Genomic DNA, 19,857 nt, shown 5'->3' on the forward strand with positions numbered 1-19,857 from the left:
TATGGAATCAATTAACTTTTCTAAATGATCCAGAATTTATGGACAGCCATAACCGATAGACTAGGCAATATTTTTTTAACGGCAAATCTTTGAGATTTCTCATCCTCGATCTATCGCCCTTTTTTCAGATACTATTTCACATTCGTTATCCACAAATTAAATAAAGGATAATATAAATTGTGATTTACATATAATTTAATTAGCTGGCAGTAGCGAAGTCATCATTCTAATCAGGTTATTAGACTCCTCAGTAATCCACGCATTCTTTTTTATCAGAGCATGCAGTAACTGCTGACTTTTAACAGATAAGGTGAGATCAGCCATAGTTCGTTTGCCAGACTGCCATTTGCTGTTATGGGCACTAGCTATTATTCCCTTAGGTTCTCCATCAGGAATTAGTAACTCAATGCATGGGAGCAAATGTTTAACCATTGGATAAATGATAAACAAACCATCATAATCCCAATCGCAAGAATAATAGATAGGTAAACCGCGGGTATCAGCAAATTCCAGTTTATTTACATTCTTTCCTCCTGCATACCACAATTCAATACCTAATTGGCGAGGTTTAATCGGTTTCATAAGGAAATGAAGGTTTTCACAAAGAACAATGACGCGGGGATTATGACATTGTAATTTATATATATATTGCTGATCTTTTTCATTCGCAAAGCTCTCCACATTTAGAATAATTTTCAATGCTTTTACAAGAGATTCTCTATTGTCCAAGTATTTTTCATCTCTAAAAAACATCTCAGATATGCCGCGAAGTGATTCATCTGCCGCTATAATCTGAGCTCTCAGTGGGTCCAAATCGCCTGCATCGTATCTGTCAGCTACACTCATTAGGATTTTGATATCTCTTTCTTCTATCCTCAGTTGAGGCTTTAGCAAATCATATTTCTCCAAAAAAGCGCGGTACGATAAAAATTTAGGTTGATAATCTCTTTGATACAATGGCTTGAATTTGGGTAAAGCTATGATCTCGTTGCCACTTTTTTGAAGTGCCTTCCTTGATTTTACCAAATAGTTAATTTCGGGGTCAACATCCAGGGTTGAATTTAAACTCAATGTTAAATCATTGTGCAAATCATTTAGCGCTTTTAAAACCAGCCAGTTCATTCTGTTGTCGATTTATATAGGTTGAAAGTACCTCATTCCCAAATGGCGTTTTAAAGAAAGATGATGAAGGAAAGTAATTTATGTTTTTGTCAATTATTCCCTTTATTAAATGGTGAGCATACCAATGATCTGAAAATCCAATATTAAAGCTATGCGGGGCCATAGTAATAATTTGATATTGAAACTCATCCGCAATAGCTGGGAAAGTATTAAAATTCGTATTATCCAAACTACCTAATTCTTCTAGTATAAGAAACCGTAGCCCCTTCCTAGGTTCTTTCTGGGATAACGAAAGACGTGCAATACCCAATAATGCAATAGCTGAATAGGTTTCTCCCGTGCTTCCTGGTACATCAACACCGAATTCGTCTGTCAGGCGCGCGGATAGATGAAAGTAAGTTTTCGGATCTAGTAAGTCTCCAAATGGTATTCGTGTTTTAAGATTTAATCTTTTTTGAAATGAATTTTCCATAAATGCCACAACTGATTCCGTGACTCCAAGCGCACCTTTCATAAGCGCCATTCTCATCTCAACTGCGACATCTTTTACATTTTCAATACTCATTTCTTTATTATCCTTAAATTCCACTTTAAAGTAAAAGTGTCCACTAATTTTTCTGTCAACAAAAAAACCATTAATTTTTTGCACTTGTCTCTTGTATTGATCATACCTGGTAACTGTTAAGTTGAATACCTTTAGCATTTCATCGCTTATTCCATCTGCCATACTGCTTCTGGCAGCATTTGCCTCTTTTAGCGCATCTACTATATCATCCGTTGCTTTTACCCTATTTCCTAATAATGCTCTTTCCATTACAGCAAATGAAAAAGACGAATTTGAAATTTCCATTTGCACATCGGCGTTCTTTCCGTCTTTTGTTTCCGTGAAATGCTCACTAGTAGCAATATAATGATGCCTATATATGTCACGTGCGTTTTCATATTCGCCTAATAGTCTTTGTACATCCTGGCAATTACCTTCTGTGATTGATGGCGCTTCATCAAAACTGTTCTTATATTCCAGGATATTATTATCTAGCTCTAAACGGCTTTTTAATAGTTTTTCCGTAGTTTCCTGGATTTCTTTTGAAATTTGTCTCAGTACCTGTTCTGCTGTTCTAATATCCCCATCATACTCAGCCTTAATTATCCCACATAAGCTACTTCTTCTAGTCCATTTATCACGTTTCTTGACTAGCTGCAATCGAATTTCTCTCATTGTAGTTCCAGATACTCCTAGTTCTTCCTGCTTTGTTGCTAGTTTTCCCAGAAGGATATTATGTTTTCTCATTAACTCTAATCCAATGTTAGGCAATTTATTTATGTAATAAAGCGCCTTCTCAATCGTTTTCACTATGCTATACTCTATAATCTGCACATCAATATTTAAAGGTAAAATTGTGTGATCCAAGCTACCTCCGTTTTGAACGAGTTTGATGGCTTCCAATTTTTTTTCCAAAATATTTAACTCGCTTTCTATTCTCTTTATGAAAAGATTTAAGGAGGTATCAGAAGAATCTCTGTCTTTAAGTAGTAAAGCGTCTTCTGTAAATTCAATATATTCCTTTAATGCTCCAAGCTTGATCCAGCCTCCATTTTTCGTCGGTTTAAAATCAAACTCCTTAATAAAGGAATCTATGTCTAAATAGCGCTTGACACTAAGCCCATCGTCAGGTTGGGACACAGGCAAGACGGCAAAATGTAAGATGGACTGTATTTGTTCGATGGAAAAGTTATTTCCATTTTTCATAAACCAACCTAGAACTGAAGATTCATGCTTGTCCTTTAGCAATGTTAATAATTTGATTATTTTGGTTTTTCTTTCTGTAACTTCATTCTTAAATTTCTCAAGATTCTCTTGTTGACTATCTCGTTGCTGGAGCAACTGATCCATACTTTCGTATCTATTCAAAAATGGCATTGCGTATTCAACGTCCTTACACATTTCTTTAACCGATGGAATGGCTCTTTCTTCATACTCCAAATTGGACCATCCCTTAGCAAGTATTGGTAGTTCAATATTTTGCAAATTGTCTATTTGTTCAATCACTTCGTCTATTTCATCCATCAATATTCTAATTGTGTCCAGATCCTGTTCTTGGTTCTGGATTTTGAGGAGCTTATCACTAATGATTTTTTTTATGTTGTCTATTAGCGAAAGTCTGTTCTGTTTGATTAGGCTGATTTTTTGCTCTCGTAGCTTTTTCTCTTTAAACTTATCTATATTTCTTTCAAGGAATTTAACTGTTTGATGCAGTTCATTTATCGTAGCTCCAAGATATCGTTCTCTCTTACGCTTGGCTGTAGTCTCATAGGCGAACGACTTCTGGAGATGTACCTGTTTTTCAGATAGTGAAGATATTTCTCTATCTAATTGCCTGTAGTCATCAAGAAACTTTTCAAATCTGTTCTTATTACTTTCGAAGTTTGATTTGATATCAGCATCTGATTCTTCAAAAAGGAAATCTTTTAAATTCTTCGAGACATTTTTGCCGCCAAGATTCAAGGTCTTTACTTTTGAAAATGATTGAATCACTTTCGCATAGGCCTTTAAGCTATTCTCTTGACTTAAATCTAGAGGTAAAATCTCTTTTTGATATAGAGCTTTATAATATCTATTTATTTCATCTTTTGTACTAAAGATATTTAATTTTAATCCAAACTTTTCCGAGATGTGATCTGATAGTTCATCAAATCCAGTTATCGCTCCTGTCGGTATAAAATCTCTAGCATATAATAACTTCTCTTTGCCAAATAATATATCGTCTGAGCGTTGTTCAAAGTCCGCTTCACTGGCGATTAGAAAGGGAGTCAAAGCTTTACCATGTTGGCTATTAATTTGTACTCCAAGCGTCAAAAAATATCCCTGTTTCACCTCAATATTTATAAATGCATATGCATATCTTAATTTATAGGGAAGTGTTTTTATTTGTCTATCTTCTTCTTTTACTCCATCGGTTCCGAATCGGATAATATTAGGGTCAAATATAAAGATGAGTTGTAACAGATCAGCTAGTACAGATTTCCCAACACCATTTGGTCCAATAATGTCTGTTCGCTTATTGTGAAAATGATAATCGTGAATATAGTGCTTTATTATACCTACTGTAGATAAGGAATAAATGTACGGATACATCATTACTAAGCTGTTTTGTAAAGTTCGCAGAATTTATCAAAATCATTTAACTCAGACTCATAGAGCTTTGCAAGGCGAAATAGCGCCGGGCGTAACTCAAAAGCCCATTCTTTTCCCTCGATCTCTGTTGGCTCTACCCAACCTAGGATTACAAATCTTCTAAAAACACGTTCAAAGGTTTTCTTCACATCATTCCATTCTTTTTCATCATAGGAATCTCTTACAGAGCTGAATAAAAGTGTCTGATATGATTTTTGATGCTCACTCTCTAATATTTTATGCATCATATCCTCCCAGACTACAACTTTTACCTTGTCGAAATATCTCAGATAATAAATATCTAACAGCATCAATCCATATATGGTTTCTCGCTCTGATAGATATCCTGCAGGCTTATTGTCCAATAAATCACTACGTATACCCGGTATGGGAGTCAAGTAATAACAAGGAGTACCATCAAATACATCAGCCACTAATTCGAGCCTATATAGTTGTTTGAAAAATTTCTTAAATCCACATTCTTCATCCCTCAATAACGCGAAGAGGGTGTAATACTTTTCATCTATATGCTTGCCTGATAAAAGAAGGTCCAACAGTTGGTGGAAACATGCCTCCACTTTCTCAGTGTTCAAGAATTCATATGATTGCCCTTCTGTATCGTAGTTTTCCATAAGTATATATTTTCATCAGCTTTTATTTCTGTCAAATAATGTTCAACATTAATGGTTAACTCTGGGCGCTCAGACACGCTACCAATTAATGAACTAATTACGTCATAAGCTACTGAGAGATCAGAGCCCTCTTGCAATACCTTATTCATTATATTCTCTGCATTGAGTTTCCTTCCGAGTGTCAATTCTTCTATAAAGTGATGCTTCCATTTATTAACTGCTTCCTGCCGTTCGACTTCCAATTGTATTTTTTTTCTCTCTTCTTCCTCATATATTTTATCAGGGCCCAACTCTATGATCATATCAGGAGGACTTTTTATCAATTCATGGATTTTAATTGGCGGGAGTGGACGATACTGATTAAAGAAATGTTTTTGCGGCAACTCAATAGAAAATACATTATCATCCTTACTAAACCGACTATATTGAAGAAGAAATGTCTGTAGTTTGCTTAGTTTGATTTTATAACTTGCCCTTGCAGAAATTGTCTCTTTCAGTTCATTTAACTTGTCGTTCGCATGATATATACGTTGACGAATCATTCTTAATTTATTATCAACTTCATTGAAAAAATCACTAATGTCCGTTAGAATAAGTTCTGCTTTTTCCCAGTCGAGTTTATGTTTCTTCAGTAGGATATGATCTTGAAAAGAAGTAGTTTCCATTCTCGAATAGAAGTCATCTTTTACAAATTTCAAATCTGACAAAAATTTATCCTTGCTGATGATCGCTCTGTTTATGTCTTCTGCCTTTTCTCCGAACGTTTTAAACACCTTTGCAAATTGCTGTACTAGTGTCGTTGCTGTAGCTTGATCATTATCTAAAATATGATTTAAATCTTTGTAAGCATCCCTAAGTTCGTCTTCAAGCGATTCTATCTTCTGAAGTACAATACCCTTCGGACCCATGATAAAAATGCGGCCAAATTTTCTTTCCAATTCTTCCCCAGAATTTATTTCTCCATGTCTTATCGTAAAAGCTTCCTGGAAACTCTTTTGTAAAAGGTGATCTTTATATGGATTCTCTAACTTGGCTCTCATTAATTCTATGATAGATTTTGCATGATCTGTCAGGTAATATTTCCATGGTTCGCCAGGTACATTTCGTAAATAATAGTTAAATAATACATCCCGGATCTTGCTCCATTGTGGTTCCGATTTAAACTCTTCTTTGCGATCTAAATAGATCTCATGAAGTACATTTTCTATATCTGAAAGGCTAAAACAATAGTCTAATTCCTTGGATTCAATCTTTTCATATAAAGCAATTATAAGATATCCTCCACGCTCCTTTCGAGGGAGCAACAAATCGTAGTTATCAAACAGTTCATTATATCTCATCATATAGAAGATTTAACGAATAATAAACTTCTCCTATCTCGCCAAAGTAAAGAATAAATTAATTGGAGAACGTTAATTACTAGTTAATTAGATTGAAATGATCTTATTCTGAGTAATAGGATCAGTGATGAGATACTATAAACAAATCATTATCATTTAATAATAATACTTAGCATCCAAAATAGAAGAGATGAGTGAGAATCCGGAATCGAACCTACAGGGACATGATTGTAAATGACTTATAAAATGGCTGTAATACTGTAAAACAGAAAATCCGCTACAAGAGCGGATTTTCTGTTTTACGTGCCCACTACCGGAGCGTTTTCGAACCAAATGGTGTTGATTATCAATAAATTGGATCAAATATGTTCACCTGCTTTATAAAATATAAGTAGTCAGAATATTTTTACTAATAGTTAATAAACCAAACAGAATAGTCCTGAAGTAATTGATATTCAGGGGACTTTTCATTTACGGCTTTCATATCTGCCAGTGGAAGTTGGAAACGTTTTTTATCGGACAGTCTTGTAACTTTTGTAAACAATCCAAAATCTTCATCGAAATAAGGATCAATCCTGATCATATTGAATATATCGGAATAAGACGGTCGGGTTTTCTTAAGTGTTTCGTATTCTTGTTTGCTTCCTGGGCCTAATAAGTAAAATTCCTCCCAATCGAAATCTTCAATTCCGGTAATATGAATTGGGAATTTCAGGTTTGCCTCAAGGTATGATTTGAAGAATAAGAGTGTTTCAGGTCGTTTGGATACGTTATCAAAACGGTTACTTAATAGCTGTTCAATTCTTTTTATGTTTTGATTCAATCTTCTTGTCATAATTACAAATGGGAAGTTTGATTTATTTCCTTAGATAGTTGATACATCAATGAAAATGCGATACTTCCATTGGAAAAAATGTCAATAATAGAATATTTTTCGTAGGGCCACATTATTAGAAAGTCATCATACTCTTCACCTGTTTCAAATTCACCTATGGTAGATAACAGTAAAAGATACTTTTTAATATCATCAGGTAAACTATTTACAGGTGTTACCTGAGTCCTGGTGTTCATTTGTAAGTAAATTCCCTCCCCATTCATGCCAATATGTAGCACGACTTCGGCAGGTTTATAATACGCGTGAATAAATATGATATTCCCAAAATCTTTACATTCCGCATGTGTCCATTGATGCAATGTTTCGTTATTTCCAGACCAATCCTCTAAAAGTTCATATAAAAGTTCCATAACCATTAATCCTAAGCTTTCCCGGTCAGAACAAGAGTTTGTGATCAGCCATTTGTTGAAATCAACTATTGTATTAGCGTGAATATAGAATTCATTTAATTTTTGCTTTAACAACGACTTGTTTTTTGCAACATACTTGTTATCAGCCATGATTAATGTATACTGCGGTTCCTAAATGTTGATATTATTTCCTCCCATTTATCATCATAATATCTATCCTCCTCTGGTATGCTATTGAAATGCTGAGAAGCAGTTTTGGACAACGAATCAAATACATTGTCGCTTAGCTGCTGGTTACCTATCTGGTTTAAAAAACCAAAAGTGTCAATAATAATCATTTGGTAAGTCCATCCCTCATCGTACACAAGGCACAGTTCAGGTTCGATGGCAAGAATAATAGCAAATGCAATTTCAGCAGCGATAATACAATTACCTATATTGATTAATTCTTTTCCGCGTTCCAGAAAAGCCATGGTTATTTTTTCAACAGCATTCTCACCATCTTCTGTTATAATATCTTCTCCGTTTTTCTCTTCGGCAATAAACGCTTGCAAAAAGGTTAACATTTCAGCAGTCGTTTCCATCGGAACAAACCGGGCAATCATTTCATATGAGATTGATCGCTCACGCTGAATAAGTTGCTCTAATGTTTTTTGTGCAAGACTGGCAGGTTGCTCGTCCATTATTTTCTTTAACTGCGTAGTATAATTTTCAAGAGGGAAAAGAGAAGGTACATACCTTGAATATCTCATTTTTTCGCTTTTACTCATGATATTTAAAGCTTTGGAATTGATAATTTGGTGAATGGAAAGAAGTGTGATTTACTAAATCATACGTTCTTCCAGCATAAACTTCCAGGTTATAAATCCTTTCTGTTCGTTGTTATAGTCATGAACAATCCGGCTAAAATTTTCCGGTGCAGCAGCAAGGAAGACCTGTCTGCCTTGCTGCCTGATAATATCCAGTTGCTTGTCTAATTCTTTCAAATAGGTAGGTAAAAGCGGACGCTGCTTTTCAAAACACCATAAATAGCTAGCTTCTTCAGTATCCAGAGTTTCTAATATCACATGATACATTTCTTCCCCTTCTATTAAGAACACAAAAGAAAATGGCTGAAGTACAAACCGGATCTTCAGGATATTTCCGGCATGCCTTTCCGCAAGGTGACGAAGTTGTTGATGATGTTTAAAATGTGGCTGTCTTAATATATCTGCAATTAATTCCTCACCAGTTTCGTAAATTGTTTGTCCCGCTTGTAGCTGATTTATATCCAATACATTCCGTTCAGGTAAAGAAGATTTACTAAGGATTGCTTTTGTCATGAATCTAAATCGCACCCCCTCAATAATTTCTTTATTGATCCTTTTAATATCATCCGATTCTGCAGTTTGAGAAACGAGCACCCCTTTTTCCAGTTCTGCATATATAGAAACAGTAATATTTCTAGTTTTCAATGCTTTTATAAAATAGGGTTTCAGCACTTCAAACTCTGGCCGAACCTCTTCATGCGCGATTTCAAATTCAAGTTTCTCATTTGGCTCCTTGTAGATATATGAAAAACCTATCGCACCATATTTGAACTCAAGAGCTTCCAGAGGAATGCTAATTTCTTTCTCGATTTTAATTGTGTCACTGATAATTACCGGAGTTATTTCTTCCACTGGATCATCAAACAATGATCGTTGTCGAATAAGCTTCCTATAATAGGTGTTCCGTTTTAAGAACAGCTTGTTCAGGTAATCAATCCTAATATCCCGGTAGTCATAAATCACCGGTGCTATTTCTGATCTTTGTACCCTGCCAATATACTGTATTAGTTTTCCTTCAAATGAAAATGGATAAACCAGGAAGAGGCAGGTAGCATTGTCCAAATCAGTTCCTTCTCCAAAAAACTGGCCTGTTGTGATCAATACCTGATAATTCCCTGATTTTAACAGCTTCCATTTAGCATCACGGCTGGCTATACTATCATCTCCACTTAGGGTAATAGCTTCATGTGATTGTTTCAGATATTGGAACAATGAATCTATATGCTCCTTGCGTTCAGTTAGCACAACAACACGCCTTCCATTACTGAGTTCTTTGATTATATCCTTAAGGATCAGATTGTTTCTCGTTGAATCATGTACCAGAATTTTAGACAAGGTTTCAAACCGGTCTGTTTTCTGGTTAAATGGTACATCCAGCGATGTTTCTCGTATTATTATAGTTGCCTGAGGAGAATTAGTTACCTGTTGACTGTCTATTTCCGCAATAACTTCCCCCAAATGAATGAAGATAATTTTGCCATCATTGTATTTACGGAATGGAGTAGCAGTAAGCCCATACTGGTAATAACTATTGAATTGCTGTATCGTATTTCGATAAGTTTCAGCAGGAATATGGTGGCATTCATCGACTAATATCGTTCCGAATGAGTTGGTAAGATCTTTATTAGATTTATCGATTATTGCTTTAGCCAGGCTCTGAATGGTAGCTAAAGTTACCACCTTTCCAGGCTTATATTTCCACTGTCCTATTTTCCCTATTTCATGGGCAGGAATTCCGAGGAAAGTGGCAATGCGTTCTGCCCACTGGTCCATCAGCTGTTTTCTGTGTACAACAATAAGAGCCGGCTGTTGTTTTGCGGCAATTATCTTCAACCCAATCAAAGTTTTTCCCGAACCAGGAGGGGCTACTATAACTCCTATATGCTTGTTTTCAGTTGCAGAAACTCCTATTTGCTGATAGTCCCGTAATTTTGCCTCGAAACGAAAGGGCTGATTGGGCTTTATTTCACGTTGGTCTTCCAATCGATGTGGAATATTGTTCTTCTTACAAAAATCAAGAAGCCGCCTGACAAATCCACGGGGAATAATAATATAATCGCCTGTTTCCCCAATAAACCTGAAATAACGTTTACTTCCATAAGTACTTTTTCCTGTCTTCTGCCGGATGAAGAATTCTGTATTAGCGAAATTGAGTTCCTCTCTCAAATAATTAATCAGGATGATGGGCAATCCGCTTTTGGCTATAGTGATTACGTTGTTCAATACTATGGTTAAGCCTTGATTAGGTGTAGCATTTATGGCTAATGCAGTAGTATCTGTTCGTTCATATAGCATATCTAAAATAGCAGTTTGTACTCTCTGTATAGTTGTAAGAAATTGCCACTGATCGGGATAAGGCTCCATAGTTTTGGGCTCAATAAAGCAACTATTCCCATTATCCATAGCAGGCTTATAAAAAGGAATGGCGATCAGGTTGCCTAATCCTTTTCCGGCAAGTCTGTCCTGGTTGGGAAAGAGCCGGTCAAAACTGGAATTCTTATCGAATCTTGAAATGATACAATCTTCTGTCAGTAATGAGAGCAATACTTTTCGACTCTTTATTGCCGGGTAGGGCTGCTCAAAGAAGATCCAGACATGTGCACCGTTACCAGACCGGGAACGTTCAAGGTAAGCGGGAATTTTTTTCTCCCGACAATAAAATAAAAACTTCCGGCTATCGTCACTCCAGTTCTCCTCATCAAAATCAGCCACAATGAACCAGGATGTATTATCAGTTAGAAGCGGATAGACGCCAATAAGTTGGTTTCCAAGTATATGTTGCTTTATCTGCTCATTCGTTAAATATTGATAAGTCTTCTCCGGAAAATCACTCAGTGTTCCACCTTTCATTTTATGCACTTTATAACGGTACGGGTCAAAATGAATGGCTGGCATGTAACCAGATTTACCGTTTTTCTCCCAGTATAATGCAAAAACATCCTCCCGACCTTTGAAGAGCGAACTGTAAAGACTTATTTTATCATCAGGCATCACATTAAGATTGATTCACTTTGTTTTAAATTGTTAAGTCGCATTTATCCTCCACCATTTATGAGTAACTAATTTTCCTCCAATCTTGCCTGTCGGTGCTCCCGCACTACAACGTCAACCGCAGGTTCTTTAACAAGATCCAATAGTTGTAGTGTTTGATACCAATAGAAGAAAGCGGATTTATCCTGTAGCTTTTTGAGGCGGTTAAGGCTATTCCATTGTGGGCTTTTAATCTCCAGAGTGGAAATATCCTCATCGGCATATTTTGTAATAGGAGTTACATCTCCTGTTAAAATCTTTGCTGCCAGATAAGCTGCTTTGGCGCCTGCATTGATCGCTTGCTCAATTCTGAAACTACCAGAGATTAGAAAATTTGTGAAACTTGCTATTCCTTTTTGTAAACTTAAGAAATGGGTTTTCTCCGGCTCTTGTTTATTCTTTTCTCGCACGGAGATTAATTTACTAGTATTAATAATATTCCACAATACCTCATGTGCAGTAATATTCAATTTGCGGTAACCAATTTCCTGCTTCACGAAAATATTAAAGCTGTTCATTATCACCTCGAAATTTTGCGTCTGATCAAACAAATGCCCTATATCAAAAAGCTGTTTGATAATCTCTGTTTCTTTGCCTTTCCCATATGGTATACCGGTGGTCAGCGGAGCATAGGCTGTAAGCTTATCACCAGCAATAGCTTCAGCAGTTGGTACGGTTATGTTAATAGTCTCGCTGGTTTCTATCCAGGTAGCAGCTATAGGTTTTTCTTGTAACATTGGGTAATGACAATGTTCAAAGAGGACATCCAGGAGAATATAATTGGCTTGCTGATTGATGTTAGAGGGGTAGGAAAGCTCGTAATGCGCTTTAGGAACACCCTCTTTATAGCTGCGTCCTTCATCTAATTCCCATCCTGTGAAATGCGAATTGGTCACGATGGCATCCAAAAACGCTTCAATTTCCTCCTTGCTATGTTCGGTAATTATATCAATATCTACCGAAAATCGGTTTGCTTCTTCGAGAATAAGTATTAAGCTAGTTCCTCCCTTGAAAATAAACTCAAAGCCCTGTTTCTTCATATGCTGTAGTAGATAGAGAGCATGAATCATCTTTTCGAGGACGGGAGGATTCAACTTGCTGTACCTCTCCTGGGACTTGAATTTATCAATCCAGTCTTTAGAAAAACAGTAATCTTTTATCATTTTATGACAATTCTTTCATGATATGGCTGAAGTTAACTTTGAGAAAGTCTTTAATTTCCTTCTCCCGGTTTCTTCTTTTAGCGTAGGACGTTATAGTACTAAAGTTAACGTCATATTGCTTTAGTATGTTCCTATAAATATTTATCTTTTCCTCGCCCTGCCAATAATTAAATAATTCAGTGTCGCAAAATAGATCTACAATGAGTTTTTCTAATGAGGGGATGTTTATTACGAAAGGAGAAATTTTGTGTTTGGTTAATGGGGACCTACTGATGAGTGATTTTAAAATAACAGGATCTGTTTCTGATTGGATATATCGATTAAGAGTCTGTTCGTCAGGGTTAATGAATACATGGAATTCCGTATTATCCATTAAATAATTGAATACGGAGTCAATCATGTCTTTTTCTATTTCAACAAGATAGTAATTGGTTGCCGTCTGATGGCGGGAAAATTCATTCAACCAGTCAGTACTCCAGCAACAGAATTTGGTTTCAGTAAAAGCCTTATTGATGTCGTCATTTAACCCGACTAAAAATTCATTTATTAATGGTCTGAAGGGCGGCTTATTTGTCCATTTATAAAGGCCATTTTTGACTTCGCTAAGAATATGGTTATTTTTTAACTGTGATATATACCACCGAAAGGTATTGTCATTTAGGTCGGGCTTCTTACTAGAAATAAAATCGTATAGCTCATCTTTAGAAATCGTCTTAGATTTCAGATGAATTATATATTCCGACAATATGTTCTTAAGTTCTCTATCCATATTCCAACAATTGCCAAATTTACGATTTTTTGGCAATTGTTGGAAAAGACTTTATGCGATATGAAATGCATATTCTAACGATTATCTACCAGCCTCATCATGCCTTATTCTCCGAAAAAGTAAGCCCTTATATAGAATATCATTGGAATGCGGGCACTAGATTTTTTAAACTTGATTCCAGATCAGGAATCGAACCTGCTTAGTTTTGAATATGAAAGAGTTGTAGGATATAGGAAATGCACATAAAAAATAAAACCCGCAACTAGTGCGGCTTTTGCATTTTACGTGCCCAGTAGCGGATTCGAACCGCCCCCCTGCGAACGATAAAGCCTAACACAGTGGTGTACGATTTCTCCAATTAGGGAATTTGACATTATATTTCACAGTATGTGACATACAATATCAAGGCGGTCAAATACAATAAAAGGATGATATAACCATTTCCTTTTTCCGAAGCATGGGTCGCATGCCCCGGTAAAGATTATCTAACACTATGAAATAACCAACCCCCTTATTATATTTACTACGTGTAAACCCGCTCTGTAGCTCGCAATAGCTGAAAACTATCTTTAACCCTCCACTTACATACATTCCATTTCACGTCAAGTACTCATGTAACCAAATCCAAATCAATTCCATCATGAAAAAGAGAATCTTTTACACACTCCTTGTTGTATGGATGCCTGCACTGTTTGTCCAGGCACAAACACAAGTTCCGAGGGTGCCGGGAAGCCCGTTTCCGCTTTCAGCCGTACCCGACACCTTATTCCTTACATCTGAGAATTATGCAGCTTCCGAAAAGATAGCCCTGCAAACCCTGATGGGAGTTCTTGCACAAACGAAGCCCGCTATCCTGAGAGACATTTCCGGTCACCGTACATTGGTAGAAAATGCCGGTGTAAAGATCAATGACACTTACTACACCAATTTCTCCGGCCTGCTCACCCGCTTTGCCAGCAGACTGTCAGGCTACATCCTATGTAATCAGAAAGACAAATCAACCAATGTCGCTATCTCACTGGCAGGTGTGATGAATGCCGTGGCCATTCCTGCCGACATCGAACAGACTGCCATCAATGCCGGTCTCACCCGCCTGCTCGATGTACGCACCAGGGATGAAGCCTGGGCATTGGCCAACTATGGTAATCTGTTCAATCAGAAGATAGCTTCTTACCAACAGAGCGCTGACGACCGTGTATTCTCTCTGGGAGACTATAGCGCTTATACTAAAGCATTCCAGTTCTGGGATAGTTCACCATCCGGTACACTGGCTACCAGTGTATATAACCGCATGAATAAAGGCGCTACTTTCTTCGGTTGGGGACCAGCGGAATATGAAACAGTGGAACAACTTTCACTGAAGTCCATGAGCATTCTTCCCTCCGACTGGGCGCCCAATATATCGTCGCTGAGCAACATTCCCGCAAAGTCGAAGACCTTCAAACAGAAAGATCCTATCAAACCTTTTGAGGTGAAAACCGGCGTACACACGGTTTGTTTTGTTATTACCGACGGAGATAATGTGCAATGGCTTTTAGGCTCTCACGACAATATCAACAACTGGAACAATCCCGCCCGCGCACATGTCAACCTGGGCTGGACCATCTCTCCTTCCCTCTCTGAATTGGCACCTGTGGTGTACGAGAAATATGTAGAGAACTGCCTGACCACACCCGATGGCAGGAACGTACTGATAGCCGGCCCTTCCGGAAGGAGCTATTATTTCCCGGGACGTTATCCGGATGCTGATCTGGAAACCGAGGCAAAACTGCTCAATAGCTATATGAAACAGGCCGACCTGCGTATTGTCAACATCATTGATGCAGACGACAGCGATAACGATCCGAGCGCCTACCTGAAACAGGATAACATTGACGCGCTGTTCTATTACAGCTATGGCGCCAACTATACCGGCAGGCATGGACAGATCGACTGGTATAAAGACAAACCATCCATCGGCGGCAGGTACACGCTATGGGGAACCCTGTCCTCACCGCAGTCACTGGCCAATCAGTTGAACCAGGCATCTACCAATATCAATTCAGCAGATGGTTACAGCCTTGTTTCCGTACATATCTGGTCAAGGGATGTGGATGATGTACAGGATTGTATCAACCGTCTCGGCCCTAATGTACGTGTAGTGGCGCCCGATGAATTTGTATGGCTGATCCGTAAGAACCTGAAAGGATTACCTGTCGGAACTGGCAATGGCCTGAAAGCTGAATACTACAGCGGTTATCATCTCGACAATCTAAAATACCAGCAGACCGATGGTACCGTAGACTTTGACTGGGGTACCGGCTCTCCTGATCAGGCCCAGTTGGGTAACAACCAGTTCTCAGTTAAATGGGCAGGACAGGTACAACCATTATACTCCGAACAATACACTTTCTACGTATACGCTGATGATGGTGTAAAGCTGACTGTGAATGGCCAGCCTGTCATTAACGACTTTGAGACACAGGGTGCTTATACCCGTAGTGGTACTATTACCTTAACTGCTGGCCAGAAATACGACATTGAGCTGCGGTATGCAGAAGGCAATGGTGATGCATTCTGTCACCTGCAATGGGAAAGTGCCTCCCAGGCACGGCAGATAATTCCCAGGGCACAGCTCTACAGCAGACCCGATACAAGTAGTGGTCCTGTGACCGTTTATGAGCATGCACAGTACAACGGCTTCCATGCCGGTCTCCCTATCGGCGCTTACAAACTGGCAGGACTGGAGCTTAAAGGTGTGCTTAATGATGAGATCTCCTCTGTGAAGATTGCTGAAGGTTATAAGGTGGTACTCTTTGAGCATGAGAACTTTGCCGGCGATTCCATCGTACTGACATCCTCCAGCGCAAACCTGGGAAGCTACTGGAACGACAAAGCCAGCTCCATTAAAGTACTGGCCAACGGCAATCCCAACCTGGCGGGTTCCTACACGATCAAAAATGTGAATAGTGGTTTGTTCCTCGATGTACGCGGCGGCATTGGTGGTATTGGCGATGGAACTCCCATACAATTATGGCATGGTACGGGCGCAGCGAATCAGACATTCACAGTCAAACATCTCGGCGATGGTCGTTACACCATTACTGCCTACCACAGTGCAAAATGCCTCGACATTCCACAATCCAGCCTGAATGAAGATGTCAGTCTCTGGCAATGGGCCAACCAGGAAGCTGCCAACCAGCAGTTCATCGCCGTACAGGCAGATAGCGGTTATTATAAATTCATTTCCGTACTGAGCGGAAAGGTGCTCTCTACTCTCAATGAAAGCACTGCACCGGAAGCCAAAGTGGTACAACATACTGGTACCGGTCAGCTCTCCGCCAGATGGCAGTTATTGTCCGTTCCCTCTGTTGGTAATGGTAACGGCCTTACAGGTAATTACTACAATGGCATGAACTTCGAAACCTTTGTTTTCTCCCGCCTTGATCCAACGATCAACTTTGATTGGGATGAAGGCTCTCCGGGCACAGGTGTCAACACTAACGGTTATACGGTACGCTGGACAGGAAAAGTGGAACCCAGATATTCAGGTCAGTATACCTTCTACATCACCAGCGATAATGGCAGACGTTTATGGGTCAACAATCAGCTGATCATCGACAAATGGCTGGATGACTGGGATATTGAATACTCCGGCACCATTACATTGACAGCAGGTCAGCAATATGATATCAAACTGGAATACTTCGAAAACAACGGCGGGGCCAACTGTAAACTATCCTGGTCAAGTGCCTCACAGGGTAAGGAGATCATTCCGAAAAACCAGCTGTATGCAACGCCTTTGTCATTTACGAACAGTAGTCTGGCCGCTGCATATGAGAAAACTACTACAGGAAAAGATATTGTACTTTATCCTAATCCTGCTGCCACTCATGTCAGGTTGAAGTTTAGTGCAAAACATGCCAGGATCATCATCTATGATGCATTAGGACGACAGGTAACACCAGCCAGGATCGTTACTTCCGGGCAGGAGATCAACACCGCACACTTACGACCAGGCATGTATCTTATTCAGATCGATATCAATGATGTAAAAACAACCAAGCACCTGGTGAAGAGCGCAGAATAAGCTGCTATCTTTGAAATGAGTAAGTTATACTTTGTTTTTCATTAGATCCTGTTCGTCAATTGTCCCATCTTTGTGACAAATAACATTGAGTAATATGAGACCATACGTTATTTGTCACATGCTTTGTTCAATTGACGGCAGGATCATTACAGAAAACTGGAAGCCGTTCAAAGGAGTTGAATTGTATGAACAGACAGGAGGAAAACATGAGAACGCAAATGCCTGGTTTTGTGGAAGAGTAACAATGGAGCAACATTTTGCAGCTGAACTACCCGACTTATCAGGCTTTGAAAAGATACAGGATAAAACAGATTTCATCGCTGACACCAAAGCAGACTCTTATGCAATAGCCCTCGATGCATCCGGTAAACTGGGATGGGATTCCAACGATCTGGATGGAGACCGCCTGATTGTTGTATTAACAGAAAAGGTAACACCTGAATACCTGGGATACCTGCAGTCAAAAGGTATTTCGTACCTGTTTGGCGGCGCAACAGCTGTTGATCTGTCGCCCATCCTGACAAAGCTGCAACAGCATTTTAACATCAACAAAATAATGCTGGAAGGTGGTGGAGGTGTAAATGGTTCATTTCATGCAGCCGGTCTGATAGATGAATTCAGCATCCTGTATTATCCCGTTGCGGATGGCACCAGCACGGCTACTTTCAATGATACAGGGCTTCTTACTACTGAAAGCATTCCATACAAAAATCTTAAACTGACGCATCTGCAACAGTTGACAGACGATGTGGTATGGCTGAAATACAAAGTTCTCAAATAAGCACGACTATAAAAAAAGCCGCCCCGGATAAATCCTGGACGGCTTCTTACTATCAAGCCTGCATGCTTAATTATAGCCTTCGTTTTGTTTCAGATTGGGATTATTGGCAATCTGCGTGCCTGGAATAGGATATACCTCTTTCTTCGGATCATTGGTAGGTGTATGATCCCACCAGGTACCACTGGTAAATCTTCCAAAGCGGATAATATCCGTACGGCGCTTCCCTTCGAATATAAACTCACGTCCCTTTTCAGCCAGTAATTCATCCATTGTCAGCGTAGCAGTGGTATACGCTGCCTGTGGCCAGTCAGCATCTGTAAATGCTCTCTTACGGCTTGTATTAATCAGGTCCACCGCTTCCTGGGTGGCAAGACCCTTGTTCTTGCGCATGATAGCTTCTGCTTTATTAAAATAGATCTCTGTCAGTCTGTAGATCATGAAATGATTCTCACGGTAATTAGGATCGCTCAGACGACCGGTTTTGTACTTATTGAAACGCGCACCACTGTTCTCTTCTCCTTTTGTCATACCTCCTGCGCTTGTCTTGTCGCCCTCACTTTCTCTCCTGATGCTGTTCACATAGATAAATGGTTTGCCATTATACTCCTCTGTACCGAGGATAGGCTCGTTAGTGCCATATTTATACTGCGGACCGAAGAGGAACCACTCTTTCTTCCTCAGGTCATTCTCTGTATACGTATCAAAGAATGTAGGAATTACCACATAACCATTGTTACCAGCGTACCCTACATCCAGTGCGGCGCTCATATTACTGAAACCCATCAACACGATCCAGTCCCATACGAAACCACCTTTGTTACTATAGGCATACTGAAACAACGCTTCAGGCGCCGTCCTGTTCGTATTTGCAAATGTCTCTGTAAGATTAGGCGCCAGTTTTGGCGTGCCACCCAGTCCACCTGCTTCACCACTCAGTATTTTATCACATGAAGCAATACACTCATCCCACATTGTAGTACCGGTCCATTTCTCTGCGTTCAGGTATAATTCTGCCAGCATTGCATAACCACCCGTTTGTCCAATCCGTCCTACCAATTCAGGCTTATATGGCAACAGCTGTGGAACATATGTTTCAAGCTCAGTTCTGATAAAATTGAATACCTCTTTCCTTGGCAGTGTAGCAGGATTGGCCGGCTTACCTACCTGCGTTACCACAGGAATGTTGCCCCAAAGGTCCATCAGCCTGATATAGTGAAAAGCTCTTAACACATGTAGTTCTGCCAGTATAGCGGTCATTTCCGCCTTTTCCATACCCAGCTTTGCATAGTCCAGTATTTCCAGGTCTTCAATAGCAGCATTGCAATAACCAACGCCTGTCCACATACCTACCCAGGCATTACGCATCCTGCCTTCGTTGGTGGTCCAGGTATGATAGTGCTGCCGGATATGATCACCGTTATCATAAGCGTGACGTCCTTTCTGCGGCCAGGCCACCTGGTCAGAACACATTTCAGCATGATAATAGTAACCGTCTCCACGGATAGGCGCTATCCATGACTGCAGGTGCGTCATCGGACGCAGTGCAGCCTGCAATACTTCTGTCCTGCTTTTATAAAAATTCTCTTTATAAACGTCGCTGTATATTGTTTCATCCAGTTTTGTACAACCCATGTCCTGCATTAACAGTAAACCAAATCCACAGCAGTATATTAGCTTTTTAAGATGTTTCATTTCATTACACTTTTTAGTTGTTGCCCTTTT

At 39.2% G+C, this 19,857-nt stretch carries 13 protein-coding genes; 2 read left to right on the forward strand and 11 right to left on the reverse strand.

Translation table 11 applies throughout. The features are described from left to right. Window positions 1-195: 195 nt before the first annotated feature. From F3I09_RS08255 to F3I09_RS08300, 10 genes are all read right to left on the reverse strand, one after another. The gene (locus F3I09_RS08255) at window positions 196-1,122 is read right to left on the reverse strand and encodes a hypothetical protein (protein WP_149694564.1); all 927 of its coding nucleotides are present in this window, start codon (window positions 1,120-1,122) and stop codon (window positions 196-198) included. Then, a complete protein-coding gene (locus F3I09_RS08260) occupies window positions 1,091-4,261 on the reverse strand; it encodes a hypothetical protein (protein WP_149694565.1) in 3,171 nt (1,056 codons plus the stop codon). Before F3I09_RS08260 ends, F3I09_RS08255 begins: the two co-directional genes overlap by 32 nt. Window positions 4,262-4,263: 2 nt before the next feature. Next, complete coding sequence (locus tag F3I09_RS08265) at window positions 4,264-4,929, reverse strand: hypothetical protein (RefSeq protein WP_149694566.1); 666 nt, start codon at window positions 4,927-4,929, stop codon at window positions 4,264-4,266. Beyond that, complete coding sequence (locus F3I09_RS08270; protein WP_149694567.1) at window positions 4,887-6,272, reverse strand: hypothetical protein; 1,386 nt, start codon at window positions 6,270-6,272, stop codon at window positions 4,887-4,889. The genes F3I09_RS08265 and F3I09_RS08270 overlap by 43 nt, the downstream gene beginning before the upstream one ends. 406 nt (window positions 6,273-6,678) lie before the next feature. Beyond that, complete coding sequence (locus tag F3I09_RS08275; RefSeq protein ID WP_149694568.1) at window positions 6,679-7,104, reverse strand: hypothetical protein; 426 nt, start codon at window positions 7,102-7,104, stop codon at window positions 6,679-6,681. Window positions 7,105-7,106: 2 nt separating this feature from the next. Next, entirely contained in the window at window positions 7,107-7,664 is a 558-nt protein-coding gene (locus tag F3I09_RS08280; protein WP_149694569.1) for a hypothetical protein, read from the reverse strand. Window positions 7,665-7,666: 2 nt separating this feature from the next. After that, window positions 7,667-8,284, reverse strand: a complete 618-nt coding sequence (locus tag F3I09_RS08285; protein WP_149694570.1) for a hypothetical protein — start codon at window positions 8,282-8,284, stop codon at window positions 7,667-7,669. 54 nt (window positions 8,285-8,338) lie between these two features. Continuing rightward, the gene (locus F3I09_RS08290; protein ID WP_223233174.1) at window positions 8,339-11,314 is read right to left on the reverse strand and encodes a DEAD/DEAH box helicase; all 2,976 of its coding nucleotides are present in this window, start codon (window positions 11,312-11,314) and stop codon (window positions 8,339-8,341) included. Window positions 11,315-11,382: 68 nt separating this feature from the next. After that, the gene (locus F3I09_RS08295; protein ID WP_223233175.1) at window positions 11,383-12,393 is read right to left on the reverse strand and encodes a nucleotidyl transferase AbiEii/AbiGii toxin family protein; all 1,011 of its coding nucleotides are present in this window, start codon (window positions 12,391-12,393) and stop codon (window positions 11,383-11,385) included. Between the two features lie 124 nt (window positions 12,394-12,517). Beyond that, window positions 12,518-13,285 carry a DUF6577 family protein gene (locus F3I09_RS08300; protein ID WP_149694572.1) on the reverse strand — a complete coding sequence of 256 codons (768 nt, stop codon included), beginning with the start codon at window positions 13,283-13,285 and terminating at the stop codon, window positions 12,518-12,520. Window positions 13,286-13,925: 640 nt separating this feature from the next. On the opposite strand from F3I09_RS08300, the gene F3I09_RS08305 reads away from it, so the two are divergent. Both F3I09_RS08305 and F3I09_RS08310 read left to right on the forward strand, forming a co-directional pair. Next, window positions 13,926-17,354, forward strand: a complete 3,429-nt coding sequence (locus F3I09_RS08305) for a PA14 domain-containing protein (protein ID WP_149694573.1) — start codon at window positions 13,926-13,928, stop codon at window positions 17,352-17,354. Between the two features lie 94 nt (window positions 17,355-17,448). Further along, a complete protein-coding gene (locus tag F3I09_RS08310) occupies window positions 17,449-18,135 on the forward strand; it encodes a RibD family protein (protein WP_149694574.1) in 687 nt (228 codons plus the stop codon). A 66-nt stretch (window positions 18,136-18,201) separates the two neighbouring features. Here the strand turns inward: F3I09_RS08310 and F3I09_RS08315 are convergent, their stop codons facing one another. Then, a complete protein-coding gene (locus F3I09_RS08315; RefSeq protein ID WP_149694575.1) occupies window positions 18,202-19,827 on the reverse strand; it encodes a RagB/SusD family nutrient uptake outer membrane protein in 1,626 nt (541 codons plus the stop codon). Window positions 19,828-19,857: the final 30 nt, after the last annotated feature.

It is taken from the genome of Chitinophaga sp. CF418, assembly GCF_900142925.1.
Lineage (GTDB): Bacteria > Bacteroidota > Bacteroidia > Chitinophagales > Chitinophagaceae > Chitinophaga.